This window comes from Acidovorax sp. sif1233 (assembly GCF_019218755.1).
GTDB lineage: Bacteria > Pseudomonadota > Gammaproteobacteria > Burkholderiales > Burkholderiaceae_C > Acidovorax.
In genome coordinates, this window is record NZ_JAHUWZ010000010.1 from 60,599 (window position 1) to 74,654 (window position 14,056).

The following is a 14,056-nucleotide window of genomic DNA, read 5'->3' on the forward strand; positions in this document are numbered from 1 at the left end:
CAATGCCCAGACTTTAAACGTACACCGGTCACAACCCGCTCAAAAACAAGGAATCCGCCATGGCCAGCGAACTCATCAAACATGTCTCTGACGCCAGCTTTGAAGCCGACGTGCTGAAACCCGGCACCGCCGTGCTGGTGGACTACTGGGCCGAATGGTGCGGCCCCTGCAAAATGATTGCCCCCATCCTGGACGAAGTCGCGGGCACCTACCAGGGCAAGCTGCAGATCGCCAAGATGAACGTGGACGAGAACCGCGAGATTCCCGCCAAGTTCGGCATCCGCGGCATCCCCACGCTGATGCTGTTCAAGGATGGCCAGCTGGCCGCCACGAAAGTGGGCGCCATGAGCAAGGCACAGCTGACCGCCTTCATCGACCAGCAACTGGCCTGACCGACGGCCCAGCTCCGGCCCCGCACGCGATCACCCGGCATGCGGGGCTTTCTTGATGAAGGTGCATGGCCCGGGCCGCCAGCCCGGCGCCCACCGAATCCGGCCCGCGTGAATCCCCTGCTTTTTTTCCTGTCATAATTCCCCCAGATCACCGGCCTGCACGCATTGGCAGCCGGACCGAGATCCCCGGCAAGCCGGACCTGCAAACAGCAGCCCATCCGGCACCAGCCCTCCTCCCCCAAGATTCATACCAGCTCCGCCAAGGAGTCATTCCATGCACTTAAACGAACTCAAGGCACTGCACGTGTCTGAAGTCCTGAAGCAGGCCGAAGAACTCGAAATCGAAAACACGGGCCGGATGCGCAAGCAGGAGCTGATGTTTGCCATCATCAAGAAGCGCGCCAAGGCGGGAGAGCAGGTGTTCGCGGACGGGGTGCTGGAAATCCTGCCGGACGGCTTCGGCTTCCTGCGCAGCCCGGACACGAGCTTCACGGCGAGCACGGACGACATCTACATCTCCCCCAGCCAGGTGCGCCGCTTCAACCTGCACACCGGCGACATGATCGAAGGCGAAGTGCGCACCCCGAAGGACGGCGAGCGCTACTTTGCCCTGACCAAGCTGGACAAGGTCAACGACGGCCCGCCCGAGCAGAACAAGCACAAGGTGATGTTCGAAAACCTGACGCCCCTGTTCCCCAAGGAGCAGATGCGCCTGGAGCGCGACGTCAAGAGCGAAGAGAACATCACCGGCCGCATCATCGACATCATCGCGCCCATCGGCCGCGGCCAGCGCGCGCTGATCGTCGCCCCGCCCAAGAGCGGCAAGACGGTGATGATGCAGCACATCGCCCACGCCATCACGGCCAACAACCCCGACGTGCACCTGATGGTGCTGCTGGTGGACGAGCGCCCTGAGGAAGTGACCGAAATGCAGCGCACGGTGAAGGGCGAGATCATCGCCTCCACCTTCGACGAGCCCGCCGCGCGCCACGTGCACGTGGCCGAGATGGTGATCGAGCGCGCCAAGCGCCTGGTCGAGCTCAAGAAGGACGTGGTGATCCTGCTCGACTCCATCACCCGCCTGGCCCGCGCCTACAACAACGTCGTGCCTTCCAGCGGCAAGGTGTTGTCCGGTGGTGTGGACGCCGCCGCGCTGCAGCGCCCCAAGCGCTTCTTCGGCGCCGCGCGCAAGGTCGAGGAAGGTGGCTCGCTCACCATCATCGCCACCGCGCTGGTCGACACCGGCAGCCGCATGGACGAAGTGATCTTTGAAGAATTCAAGGGCACCGGCAACTGCGAGATCCACCTGAACCGCCGCCTGTACGAAAAGCGCGTGTTCCCGGCCATCGAGCTCAACAAGAGCGGCACCCGCCGCGAAGAGCTGCTGCTGGCGCCCGAGATCCTGCAAAAGACCCGCATCCTGCGCCAGTTCATGTACAACATGGACGAGATCGAGTCCATGGAGCTCATGATCAAGAACATGAAGGCCACCAAGACCAACGTGGACTTCTTCGACATGATGCGACGAGGCGGGTAAGCCCCCCCTGAGTCGCCTTCGCAGCCTTCCCCCGGAGGGGGACGCCACCCGTGGCCTGGCAGAGCCAGTTCCACGGTGGCACTGGGCTTGGGCCGCGCCGGTTTCCATCGCTGTGACGGATGCGCAGCGACGTTGAAGAAGACACGTATTCGCCCTGTGCCATAATAGAGGGCTTTTTCTGCGGAAAGTACGCTGGATGTTCCACGGCGCAAAGGTTGCACCGGGTTCAGCACGGCTCCCGCACTTGACAAGGATTGATCATGAAAGAAGGCATTCACCCCAACTACCGCGAAGTCCTGTTCTCGGACCTGTCCAACGGTTTCAAGTTCGTGACCCGCTCGTGCGTGAACACGAAGGAAATGGAAACCTTCGAAGGCAAGGAATACCCTCTGTTCAAGCTGGACACCTCCTCTGAATCGCACCCCTTCTACACCGGCACGCAAAAGTCCGTGGACAACATGGGTGGCCGCGTCGAGCGCTTCCGCAACCGTTTCGGCAAGACCGCAGCGAAGTAATTCGCCTTCTGCGCTCCGCCACAAAGGCAGCCCGGGCAACCGCGCTGCCTTTTTCTATGCTTTTGCCTTTATTCTCGGTGGCTCCGCTTTTGCCGCCCCCTGACGCGTGAATCCACCGACCCCCGCCATCGTCACCCAGAACGCCGTCAGCCCCCTTCCACGCTGGGCGCTGATGCTGCTGTGCATCGCCTACGTCGTGCCGGGCTTCATAGGGCGCGATCCTTGGAAGAGCGCGGATGTCACGGCATTTGGGTACATGCTGGAGCTGGCACAGGGGCGCACTCCGTGGCTCAGCCCCTTGCTCGGGGGCATGCCTCCGGAAACCGAAGGGCTGCTTCCGTATTGGCTGGGTGCGTGGGCCATCCAGCTGGCGCCGCAGTGGGTGTCCGCCGAGATGGCCGTGCGCCTTCCGTTCGCGGCCCTGCTGGCGATCACCTTGACCGCCACCTGGTATGCCGTGTACTACCTCGCGCGCAGCCCGGGGGCCCAGCCCGTGGCCTTCGCCTTCGGCGGCGAAGCCAACCCGCCCGACTATGCCCGCGCCATCGCCGATGGCGGCCTGCTGGCCCTGATTGCCTGCCTGGGCCTGGCGCAGCTGTCGCATGAGGTGACGAGCTACCTGGCGCAGCTCAGTTGCACGGCGCTGCTCTTCTTCGCCGTGGCTGCCATGCCGCACCGCACGGTCGCGCCCGCCGTGGCGCTTGTCGCCGGCATGGCCGGCCTGACGCTGGCCGGGGCTCCCGCGCTCGCGGCCCTGCTCGGGCTCGGCAGCATGGCGGTGGTGGTGTATGCGCCCGGCAGCGGTTCCGACCGCCGCCTGCGGTGGGCGCTGGCCTTCGCGGCGGTCACGCTGGCGGCGGCGCTGCTGGCCTGGGGCCTGGACCTCTGGCGCTGGCGGATCGTGGGCTCCGGCTCCGGGGGCAAGGAGTGGCAGAGCCTGGCACGGCTGCTGCTGTGGTTTGGATGGCCCGCCTGGCCCCTGGCCCTGTGGACCCTGTGGCGCTGGCGCAAGCAGATCGTCAGCCGCCAGGGGCACCGGCACCTGCTGCTTCCGCTGTGGTTTGTGGCGGTATCCGTCGCCGCCACCGCCACCACCCAGCCCGCCGACCGGGCCTTGCTGCTGGGCCTGCCCGCCATGGCCGCGCTGGCGGCCTTCGCGCTGCCCACGCTGCGCCGCAGCGTGGGCGCCCTGATCGACTGGTTCACGCTGCTGTTCTTCACGGTATCGGCGTTGGCGATCTGGGTCATCTGGATCGCCATGCAGACGGGGTTTCCCGCCAAGCCCGCCGCCAATGTGGCCAAGCTGGCCCCCGGCTTCGTGCCGGAGTTCTCCGCGCTGGCCCTGGTCGTGGCCCTGGCGGCCACCGTGGGCTGGTGCAGCCTGGTCTGGTGGCGCGCTTCGCGCGACCGGGCCCCGATCTGGAAAAGCCTGGTGCTGCCCGCCGGCGGCGCTGCGCTGGGCTGGCTGCTGCTCATGACGCTGTGGCTGCCGCTTCTGGACTACGCCCGCAGCTACCGGCCCCAGGTTCGCAGCGTGATGGCGGCACTCGGGCCGGCACCGGGCTGCGTGCAGACCGTGGGATTGAACCGCGCCCAGGTGGCGGCGCTGCAGTACCACGGCGGCCTTTCGCTGCAGCGGGCGGGACTGCAGGACGAGTGCGACTGGCTGGTGGCAGACATCGCGTCCTGGCCGCCTTCCGAGCGCATGGTCAACACGGCGCGCTGGGAAGCCCGGGCCACCATTCCCCGCCCCACCGACAAGAACGACCACCTCCTGGTGTTTCGCCGCGCAGGGCCTGCGCGCTGATGTCCGAACTGTCGGGCATCTCGCGCCACGCGGTGACGGTGCTGGCGGGGCAGCTGGCCGTGATGGCCTTTGGCGTCACGGACACCATCGTTGCCGGGCGCCATGCGGAATCCTCGCTGGCCGCGCTGTCGGTGGGTTCGGCCATCTTCATCAGCGTGTATGTGGCGCTGATCGGGATTCTGCAGGCCCTGTTGCCGGTATGGGCCGAGCAGCGCGGCGCCCGGCAGACCGACGCCCTGGGCCGCTCCCTGCGGCAGGCGCTGTACCTGTGCGGCGCGGCATCGCTGCTGGGAATGGCCATCCTGCTGTCGCCGGGGCCCCTGCTGCGCTGGACCGAGGTGCCCCCCGCCCTGCGCACCGAGGTGGAGAGCTACCTGGCCGTGCTGGCCCTGGCGCTGCCACCCGCCCTGCTCTTTCGGATCTACAGCACCCTGAACCAGGCCCTGGGCCGCCCCCAGCTGGTGACCTGGCTGCAGGTGGGATCGCTGCTCGTGAAGCTGCCCCTGTCGGTCTGGTTCACCTTCGGCGGCGGCGGGCTGCCCGCGCTGGGCGTGGTCGGATGCGCCTGGGCCACGCTGGTGGTCAACTGCAGCATGCTCGCGGTGGCGGTCTGGCTGCTGCGCACCCAGGATCTCTATGGGCCCCTGCGCATCTGGCGCCGCATGGAACCCCCTCACTGGCCCACCATCGCGGGCTTTGCCCGGCTGGGCATCCCGGCCGGGCTCGCGGTCATGGTCGAGGTGACCTCGTTCACGCTGATGGCCTTGTTCATCGCGCGCCAGGGCACCACGGCGTCGGCGGCCCACCAGATTGCGGCCAATGTGGCGGCCGTGCTCTACATGGTGCCGCTGTCGCTGGCGATCGCCACCAGCGCCCGCGTCAGCTACTGGCTGGGGGCGGGCGAACCTGCGCGGGCACGCCAGGTGGTTTTCATAGGTTTCAAGCTCTCAGCGCTGATCGGCATTGCGCTGGCAGCTATATTATTAATAGCAAAAGACCATATTGGGGGCGTGTACTCCGGCAACACCGGCGTGGTGGCCCTGACGGGAGGGGTCATGGTGTGGGTGGCCGCCTACCACGCGGCCGATGCGCTGCAGACACTGTGCGTCTTCGTGCTGCGCTGCTACCGCATCACGGTGGCACCGCTGGTGGTGTATTGCGTGCTGCTGTGGGGCGCCGGCCTGGGGGGCGGCTACCTGCTGGCCTATCGTGGCCTGGGGCCGTGGGCCGCTGAGCCATCGCCTACGCCTTTCTGGGCCGCGAGCGCAGCGGCGCTGGTCGCGACGGCCGCGCTGTTCCTGGCGATGCTCTGGCGTGCGGTCAATCCGGCAGCGAGAAAACACGCAACCGGTTCGCCGGGAAGGTGACCGCGAACACCGAGCCCTTGCCCAGGGTGCTGGAGATGTCCAGCGTGGCGCCGTGCCGCTGCAGCACATGCTTGACGATGGCCAGTCCCAGGCCCGTGCCGCCGGTCTCGCGGGAACGGCTGCGGTCCACGCGGTAAAAACGCTCCGTCAGGCGCGGCAGGTGTTCCGGCGCGATGCCCGGCCCCGTGTCCTGCACCGAGAAGACGGCACGGCCGTCCTCCTTGCGCTGCCAGGCCACCGTGATCGATCCACCCGCGGGCGTGTAGCGCACGGCGTTGCTGATGAGGTTGGACAGCGCGCTCTGCAGCTCGGCGGGCACGCCCGCGATATCGCCTTCGGCACGCAGGCTGTCCACGGCCGGAAAAACCATCACATGCTGGCGCGGCTGGTTCTGCGTGAGCAGGGCGGACAATGCGCGGCCCTCTTCCTCGCACCGCTGCATCAGCGCCTGCACGGGCGTCCACTCCGCCATGCCGGGCGGCGGACTGCCCTCCAGGCGCGACAGGGTCAGCAGGTCCTGCACCACGCTTTGCATGCGCAGCGCCTGCTGCGCCATCATGCCCAGGTAGCGCGCTCGCTCATCGGCATTCAGCGGCAGGGTCTGCAGGGTTTCGACGAAACCAGCCAGCACCGTCAGGGGCGTGCGGATCTCATGGGACACGTTGGCGACAAAGTCGCGCCGCATGGCCTCGGCCTGCTCCAGCGCCGTGACATCGCGCGACAGCAGCAAGGTGCGCCCGTCCCCGTAGGGGTGCAGGTGCACCGAGATGCGCACGGGCCGCGAGGGCGTGCTGAAGCGCCCTTCCAGCACCACATCGTGGGTGAAGTCCTGGGCGGCGAAGTAGGCCGTGAACTCGGGGTCGCGCACCAGGTTGCCGATCGATTGCATCACATCGCGCTGGGCATCGAAACCAAACTGGTTGGCCGCCATCTGGTTGCACCACTCGATCCGGCCCTGCACATCCAGCAAGACCACGCCGTTGGGCGTGGCCTGCAGCGCCGCCAGGATTTCCTGCAGCCGGTCCTGGCTGTCGCGGATCTGCGCCTGCTGCCTGCGCAGAAGGCGCCGAGCGCGGTCCGCCGCCTCGCCCCAAATGCCGCGCATGGCAGGCACTTCCGCCAGGTCGCCCGTGCGCAGCCAGCGCAGCACGCGGGCACCGCGCAGCAGGTCCCATACAAACCAGGCCCAGCCCGCCAAGGCCGCGCCCAGGGCCGCGCCCCAGGGGCCGCCCTGCCACCATCCCAGGCCACCACCCGCCATCTGCCAGAGCAGGAAATACGAAATACGCCACAACATGCGGTCAGCTCAGCCTTCTTATCAACGCCAGGGGCGCAACCCGTGCACCCCATCCAAACATCAGGCCTGCGCCATCACGCCTGCAACTGCACCTGCGGCTGGGCCGTGAGCCGGTAGCCTGCCCCGCGCACGGTTTCCACCATGACGGATGCGGCACCCAGCGCTTCACGCAGCCGCTTGACATGCACATCCACCGTGCGCTCCTCGATGAACACATGGTCGCCCCACACCTTGTCGAGCAGCTGCGAGCGGCTGTGCACGCGCTCGGCGTGTTTCATCAGGAAGTGCAGCAGCTTGAACTCGGTGGGGCCCACCTTGAGCGGCTGGCCCTGGAAGGTCACGCGGTAGGTGCCGGCATCCAGCACCAGCTCGCCGATGGTCACGCTGTCGCTGACCTGCTCGGGCGCACGGCGGCGCAGCACCGCGCGGATGCGGGCCAGCAGCTCCTGCGTGGAAAATGGCTTGGTGATGTAGTCGTCGGCACCGGCATCCAGCCCCGCCACCTTGTCGGGCTCGTCGCCACGGGCGGTGAGCATGAGGATCGGGATCGGCTTGGTACGGCTGTCGGCACGCCATTTGCGGGCCAGCGACAGGCCGCTTTGGCCCGGCAGCATCCAGTCCAGCAGGATGACATCCGGCAGCACGGCGTCGAGCTCGCGCTGGGCGGAGTCGCCGTCTTCCGCCCAGAAGGGCTGGAATCCGTTGTGGCGCAGATTGACGGCAATCAGCTCGGCAATCGCGGGTTCGTCCTCCACGATGAGGACGCGTGGGAGCTTTCTCATAGGTGTGCCAAAGCCCTTTCTTACAGCACGGCCGACTCGATCTCGTCGAGGGCAGTGTGGCGCACATCCTTGCCCTTGACCAGATAGATGATCAGCTCGGCCACGTTCTTGGAATGGTCACCGATGCGCTCGATGGCCTTGGCCAGGAACAACAGGTCCAGGCTGGGCGAGATGGTGCGCGGGTCTTCCATCATGTAGGTGATGAGCTTGCGCACGAAGCCGTCGAATTCCTTGTCGATGAGGTCATCCTCCTTGAGGATGGCCACGGCCGCCTTGACGTCCAGCCGCGCGAACGCGTCCAGCGTCTTGCGCAGCTGGCCCGAGGCCAGCTCGGCTGCCACGCGCAGGTCGCTCGACGGCAGCGAACGCGGGGCGCCGCCTTCGATGATGGAGCGCACCATGCGCGCCATCTTGTTGGCCTCGTCGCCCATGCGCTCGAGGTTGGCCGTGGCCTTGGAGAAGGCCAGCAGCAGGCGCAAATCGCGCGCGGTGGGCTGGCGGCGGGCGATGATGGAGGACAGCTCCTGGTCGATCTCGACCTCCATCGCATTGATGCGGGTCTCCATCGAGGCCACGGTCTCCACGGCCTCCAGGCTGAACTGGGACAGCGCGTAGACCGCCTGCCGGATCTGCGATTCCACCAGCCCCCCCATCTCCATGACACGGGCGGACACGCTGTTGAGTTCGCTGTCGAACTGGGACGAAAGATGTTTATCGGGCATCTGCTGTCTCCTTAGCCGAAACGGCCGGTAATGTAGTCTTCGGTTTCCTTGCGCTCGGGCTTGAAGAAGATCTGTTCGGTGGCACCGAACTCGATCATTTCGCCGAGGTACATGTAGGCGGTGTAGTCGCTGCAGCGGGCGGCTTGCTGCATGTTGTGCGTCACGATGGCGATGGTGTAGTCGTGCTTGAGCTCGTCGATCAGCTCTTCGATCTTGGCGGTGGACAGCGGGTCCAGCGCCGAGGTGGGCTCGTCGAGCAGGAGCACCGAGGGCTTGACGGCCACGCTGCGCGCGATGCACAGGCGCTGCTGCTGGCCGCCGGACAGGGACAGGCCGCTCTGGTGCAGCTTGTCCTTCACCTCGGTCCACAGCGCCGCCTTGGACAGAGCCCATTCCACGCGGTCGTCCATCTCGCTCTTGCTCAGCGTCTCGTAGAGCTTCACGCCGAAGGCGATGTTGTCGTAGATGGACATGGGAAACGGCGTGGGCTTCTGGAACACCATGCCGATGCGCGCGCGCAGCAGGTTGATGTCCTGCTTGGGGTCCAGGATGTCCTGGCCGTAGAAGTTGATCGAGCCTTCCGCACGCTGGCCCGGGTACAGGCTGTACATGCGGTTGAGCGTGCGCAGCAGGGTGGACTTGCCGCAGCCCGAAGGGCCGATGAAGGCGGTGACCTTGTGTTCCGCGATGTTGAGGCTGACATTGCGCAGCCCCTGGAACTTGCCGTAGAAGAAGCTCAGGTTGCGCAGTTCCAGCGCATTCTTGCTGGCGGTGGCGGTAGCGGTGGCGTTCATTGTCAATTCCTGAAAATGGAGGCGGTCTGTATCTGCAATGGGGAGGGCTGGCGTGGGGTCAGACGCGGTTCTTCTCGCGCAGGAAGACCCGTGCCACGACGTTGAGGATCAGCACCGACAGCGTGATGAGCAAGGCACCGCCCCAGGCCAGGCGCACCCAGTTCTCATAGGGACTCAGGGCAAACTGGAAGATCACCACCGGCAGGTTGGCCATGGGGGCGCTCATGTTGGTGCTGAAGAACTGGTTGTTGAGCGCGGTGAACAGCAGGGGCGCCGTCTCGCCGCTGATGCGGGCCACCGCCAGCAGCAGGCCGGTCATCACGCCGCTGCGCGCGGCGCGCAGGGTGACCATGGTGGACACCTTCCAGCGCGGCGCGCCGAGCGCGAAGGCCGCTTCGCGCAGGCTGCCGGGCACCAGGCGCAGCATGTTCTCGGTGGTGCGCACCACCACGGGCACGGCGATCAGCGACAGCGCCAGGCTGCCAGCCCAGCCCGAGAAGTTGCCCACCGTGGCCACGGCGATCGCGTAGACGAAGAGCCCGAGCACGATGGACGGGGCCGACAGCATGATGTCGGTCACGAAACGGGTGAGTTCGGCCGTCTTGCTCTGGTCGCCGTATTCCGCCAGGTACACGCCCGCCAGAACACCGATCGGCGTCGATACCAGCACGGTGAAGCCCACCATCATGAGGCTGCCGACGATGGCGTTGGCCAGGCCGCCGCCCTCGGAGCCCGGTGCCGGCGTGGACTGGGTGAACATGTTCAGGTCCAGCGCGGCCAGGCCGTTGGCCAGCAGCACGCTCAGTATCCACAGCAGCACGAACAGGCCCAGCACCATCGCGCCCAGGGACAGGGTCAGGCCGACGGCGTTGGAGCGCTGGCGCTTTTTGTAGAGTTGTTGGTTGAATTCCATGGAGCTTGTCTCAAAGGAGGTTCATGGGCAGTGCGGCGCGGGCTCAGAGGCCCTTGGCCTTTTCGGCGCGCAGCATCATGATCTTGGCGGCCGACAGGACCACGAACGTGATCACGAACAGCAGGAAACCGAGGGCAAACAGCGTGGAGAGGTGGAAATCCGCCGCCTCGCCAAATTCATTGGCCAGCGTGGAGGCAATGGACGTCCCTGGCGAAAACAGCGAAGTGGGCATGCGGTTGGCATTGCCGATCACGAAGGTCACCGCCATGGTCTCGCCCAGGGCGCGGCCCAGGCCCAGCATGACGCCGCCGATCACGCCCTTTTGCGTGTAGGGCAGCACGACGCGGCGCACCACCTCCCAGGTCGTGCAGCCCAGGCCGTAGGCCGACTCGCGCAGGATGGGCGGGACGATCTCGAACACATCGCGCATCACGGCCGCCACGAAGGGCAGCACCATGAACGCCAGCACGATGCCGGCGGCCAGGATGCCGAAACCGTTGGTGCTGCCGCCAAACAGGAAGCCCACCAGCGGCATCGAGCCCAGCAGCTTCTGCACCGGCATCTGGAAGTAGTCGGCAAACAGCGGGGCAAACACGAACAGGCCGAACATGCCGTAGATGATCGAAGGCACGGCCGCCAGCAGCTCCACCGCCGTGCCCAGCGGGCGCCGCAGCCAGACCGGGCAGGTTTCCGTGAGGAAAAGGGCGATGCCGAAAGCCAGGGGCACCGCGATCAGCAGCGCGATGCCGGCGCTCGCCAGGGTGCCGACGATGGCAATCGCGGCACCGAATTCTTCATTGATGATGTCCCATTCCACGCGCCAGATGAACTGGACTCCGAACTTGTGGAATGTCGGCCACGCGTAGACAAAAAGGGAAACGATGATGCCCAGCAGCGCCGCGAGCACCAGCAGCGACAGGCTTTGGGTCAGGCGATGGAAAAAGATGTCCTGCAGGCGCTGCCGCCTGGCAATCGATACCATGGACTCTGTGGGGGCGTCCGTCGTCTTGACGGACACAGGTTGCGAACTCATGGTGGTTCCCACGCTCATGTTGACTCCCATCTGGCTTCTGGAGGCCCCACAAACCAGCACCCATCAGCCAGACCAGCCGGCCGATGGGGGGTATTCTGGGGCAACTGGCTTACTTCTTGATCTGCGACCAGACCTTGGAGCGGATCTCGGCGGTCAGGCTGTCGGGCAGCGGAACATAGTCCAGTTCCGTGGCCATGCCCTTGCCGTTCTTGAACGCCCACTCGAAGAACTTCAGCACTTCGGCCGACTGCGCCTTGTCGGCAGGGTCCTTGTACATCAGGATGAAAGAAGCGGTGCTGACGGGCCAGCTGTCCGCGCCCTTGGCGTTGACCATCGAGATGCCCATGCCCGGCACGCTGAACCAGTCGGCGCTGGCGGCGGCGGCCGCAAAAGTCTTGTCGTCAGGGCTCACGTACTTGCCGTCTGCATTCTGCAGTTGCAGGAAGTTCATGTTGTTCTTCTTGACGTAGGCGTATTCCACATAGCCGACAGCGCCCTTCACGCGGGTCACGTTGGCGGCCACGCCTTCGTTGCCCTTGCCGCCCACGGACGACGCGGCAGGCCACTTCACGGCCGCGCCCTTGCCCACGGAATCAGCCCACTCCTTGCTGACCGCCGACAGGTAGTCGGTCCAGTTGAAGGTGGTGCCCGAACCATCCGCGCGGTGTACCACGGTGATGTTCTGGTCGGGCAGGGTCTTGCCAGGATTCAGCGCGGCGAGCTTGGCATCGTTCCACTTGGCGATCTTGCCCAGGAAGATGTCCGCCAGCACGGGGCCCGTCACGCGCAGTTCGCCGGGCTTGAAGCCGTCCAGGTTGATCACGGGCACCGTGCCGCCGATGATGGCGGGAAACTGCACCATGCCGTCCTTGTCCAGGTCGGCGCCGGACACGGGCGCATCGGTGGCGCCGAAAGCCACGGTCTTGGCGCGGATCTGGCGGATGCCGCCGGAAGATCCGATGGACTGGTAGTTCAGGCCCGTGCCCGTTTCCTTCTTGTAGGCCTCGGCCCACTTGGCGTACATGGGGAACGGAAAGGTCGCGCCTGCACCGGTGATGTCCGCCGCAAAGGCACTGCCCACAGCCATGGTGGCCAGTGCGACAGCGACGGTTTTGAGAAATGTGCGTTTCATTATTCAGTACCTTTTGGCTAGGGTTAACAGGAACAGCACGAACTCTAGGCCCCCAAGATGACAATTCGGTGACACAAGGCACCCCGTCGCACAGAGCCGCCACACGGTCATCCAGCGCCGCGCGCACCGTCATGAATCTGTCACACGGTCCACGGACACTGGGCGGCTCGCGATCAGCACCCGCCTCCATGAGGGAGACGACGGGTGCCGCACAGATGCACCTGACGCTCGCGGTACGATGCCGAACGAAGCTCCCACCAGAAATACATGCAGAACGGCACACGCCTCGCCGCGGTCGACCTCGGCTCCAATAGTTTTCGCCTTGAAATCGGGCGCTATGAGTTCGGACATATCCAGCGGGTGGAATACCTCAAGGAAACCGTGCGCCAGGGCAACGGCCTCGATGAAGACCGCAATCTGACGCGCGACGCCATGGAGCGTGGCTGGGCCTGCCTGGCACGATTCGGGGAGCGGCTGGCGGGGTTTCCCCGTGCCCAGGTCCGGGCCGTGGCGACCCAGACGCTGCGCGAGGCACGCAATCGGGACGAGTTCCTGTCACGCGGCAGCGAGGTGCTGGGCTATCCGATCGATGTGGTGTCGGGCCCGGAAGAAGCACGGCTGATCTACCAGGGGGTGGCCCGCCTGCTGCCGCAATCCGACGAGCGCCGCCTGGTCGTGGACATCGGAGGGCGTTCCACGGAGCTCATCCTGGGCCAGCAGTTCACACCCTACTCCGTGGCCTCGTACCGCGTGGGCAGCGTGGCCTGGTCGCAGCGCTACTTCGCCAACGGCGAATTCACGGCCCAGGCGTTCCTGGCCGCCGAGATCGCGGCCAAGGCCGTGCTGGACGAAGCGCTGGAAACCTTCCGCCCCGAGACCTGGGACGTGTCTTACGGCTCCTCCGGCACCGCGGGCGCCGTGGGTGACATCCTGGCCGCCGCCGGCGGCCCGCAGGGCCTCATCACGCGGGACGGGCTGGGCTGGCTGCACGAGCGCCTGCTGCGCGCCCAGTCTGCCGACCGCGTGCGCCTGGAAGGGCTGAAGGAAGAGCGGCGCGCCGTCATCGGCGGGGGAATCAGCGTGCTGCGCGCCGTCTTCGACCTGCTGGACATCGAGCACATGCAGGTGGCACAGGGCGCCTTGCGCCAGGGCGCCCTCTACGACCTGCTGGACAGAGAGCAACCCGGCACCGACCTGCGTACCACCACCGTCAATGGACTCATGCAGCGGTTTGGCGTGGACATGGAGCACGCGGAACGGGTGGCGCGCACCGCGTGTGCCCTGTTCGAGCAGGCCACGCCCGGCGACAGCGAGCGAGCGTCGCGCAAGCTTGACTGGGCGGCGCGGCTGCACGAGATCGGCTGCCGCATATCCCACAGCGACTACCACCGCCACGGCGCCTACATCCTGGACAACACCGATGCCGCCGGGTTTGCCGTTCCCGAGCTGCATCGCCTGGGCGTGCTGGTGCAGGGACAGCGCGGCAAGGTGCGCAAGCTCGGCGCGGACCTGCAAGATCCTGTCTTCGTGCTGCAGCTGCTGAGCCTGCGCCTGTCCGTGGCGCTGTGCCATGCGCGCCGCGATCCGGACACGGCAGGCCTCTCATTGCAAGCCGAGGGGCCGCGTTTTCTCCTGCGCGCCCGCCCCGGCTGGGCTGCGGCCTTTCCGCAGTCTGCGCACCTTCTTCGCGAGGAAGTCCAGGCCTGGCAGAAGACGCCCTGGGAACTGGTGGTTGACCTTCCCTGAGCATTGGCAATAAACTATA

Annotated in this window: 13 protein-coding genes; 6 read left to right on the forward strand and 7 right to left on the reverse strand. The window is 66.2% G+C overall.

All coding sequences use genetic code 11. From position 1 onward, the window contains the following. Positions 1–59 precede the first annotated feature (59 nt). The 5 genes from trxA (at position 60) to KW843_RS23960 (ending at position 5,618) form a co-directional block, all read left to right on the forward strand. Positions 60–392, forward strand: a complete 333-nt coding sequence (gene trxA / locus KW843_RS23940; protein ID WP_218297655.1) for a thioredoxin TrxA — start codon at positions 60–62, stop codon at positions 390–392. 274 nt (positions 393–666) lie between these two features. Then, positions 667–1,929, forward strand: coding sequence for a transcription termination factor Rho (rho, locus tag KW843_RS23945; protein ID WP_056067265.1), 1,263 nt, complete (start codon positions 667–669; stop codon positions 1,927–1,929). A gap of 260 nt (positions 1,930–2,189) precedes the next feature. Beyond that, on the forward strand, positions 2,190–2,444 hold the full coding sequence (locus KW843_RS23950) for a type B 50S ribosomal protein L31 (protein ID WP_008906759.1): 255 nt from the start codon (positions 2,190–2,192) through the stop codon (positions 2,442–2,444). A gap of 106 nt (positions 2,445–2,550) precedes the next feature. After that, positions 2,551–4,251 carry a hypothetical protein gene (locus KW843_RS23955; RefSeq protein ID WP_218297656.1) on the forward strand — a complete coding sequence of 567 codons (1,701 nt, stop codon included), beginning with the start codon at positions 2,551–2,553 and terminating at the stop codon, positions 4,249–4,251. Then, on the forward strand, positions 4,251–5,618 hold the full coding sequence (locus KW843_RS23960) for an MATE family efflux transporter (protein WP_218297657.1): 1,368 nt from the start codon (positions 4,251–4,253) through the stop codon (positions 5,616–5,618). The genes KW843_RS23955 and KW843_RS23960 overlap by 1 nt, the downstream gene beginning before the upstream one ends. Here KW843_RS23960 and phoR read toward each other — a convergent pair. The 7 genes from phoR to pstS all read right to left on the reverse strand — a co-directional run bounded on the left by phoR (position 5,572) and on the right by pstS (position 12,291). After that, a complete protein-coding gene (gene phoR / locus KW843_RS23965; RefSeq protein WP_218297658.1) occupies positions 5,572–6,915 on the reverse strand; it encodes a phosphate regulon sensor histidine kinase PhoR in 1,344 nt (447 codons plus the stop codon). The genes KW843_RS23960 and phoR overlap by 47 nt on opposite strands. Before the next feature lie 74 nt (positions 6,916–6,989). After that, positions 6,990–7,697: a phosphate regulon transcriptional regulator PhoB gene (gene phoB / locus KW843_RS23970; protein ID WP_142146933.1), complete on the reverse strand. Its 708-nt coding sequence runs from the start codon at positions 7,695–7,697 to the stop codon at positions 6,990–6,992. Between the two features lie 20 nt (positions 7,698–7,717). Continuing rightward, positions 7,718–8,419, reverse strand: coding sequence for a phosphate signaling complex protein PhoU (gene phoU / locus KW843_RS23975; RefSeq protein ID WP_010457902.1), 702 nt, complete (start codon positions 8,417–8,419; stop codon positions 7,718–7,720). 11 nt (positions 8,420–8,430) lie between these two features. Continuing rightward, positions 8,431–9,213 (reverse strand): phosphate ABC transporter ATP-binding protein PstB, encoded by a 783-nt coding sequence (gene pstB / locus KW843_RS23980; protein ID WP_218297659.1) that lies wholly within the window; start codon positions 9,211–9,213, stop codon positions 8,431–8,433. Between the two features lie 58 nt (positions 9,214–9,271). After that, positions 9,272–10,126, reverse strand: a complete 855-nt coding sequence (gene pstA, locus KW843_RS23985) for a phosphate ABC transporter permease PstA (protein WP_218297660.1) — start codon at positions 10,124–10,126, stop codon at positions 9,272–9,274. Positions 10,127–10,169: 43 nt separating this feature from the next. Next, a complete protein-coding gene (gene pstC / locus KW843_RS23990) occupies positions 10,170–11,189 on the reverse strand; it encodes a phosphate ABC transporter permease subunit PstC (protein WP_218297661.1) in 1,020 nt (339 codons plus the stop codon). A 79-nt stretch (positions 11,190–11,268) separates the two neighbouring features. After that, positions 11,269–12,291: a phosphate ABC transporter substrate-binding protein PstS gene (gene pstS, locus KW843_RS23995; RefSeq protein WP_218297662.1), complete on the reverse strand. Its 1,023-nt coding sequence runs from the start codon at positions 12,289–12,291 to the stop codon at positions 11,269–11,271. Positions 12,292–12,558: 267 nt separating this feature from the next. On the opposite strand from pstS, the gene KW843_RS24000 reads away from it, so the two are divergent. After that, a complete protein-coding gene (locus KW843_RS24000; protein WP_218297663.1) occupies positions 12,559–14,037 on the forward strand; it encodes a Ppx/GppA phosphatase family protein in 1,479 nt (492 codons plus the stop codon). Positions 14,038–14,056 lie beyond the last annotated feature (19 nt).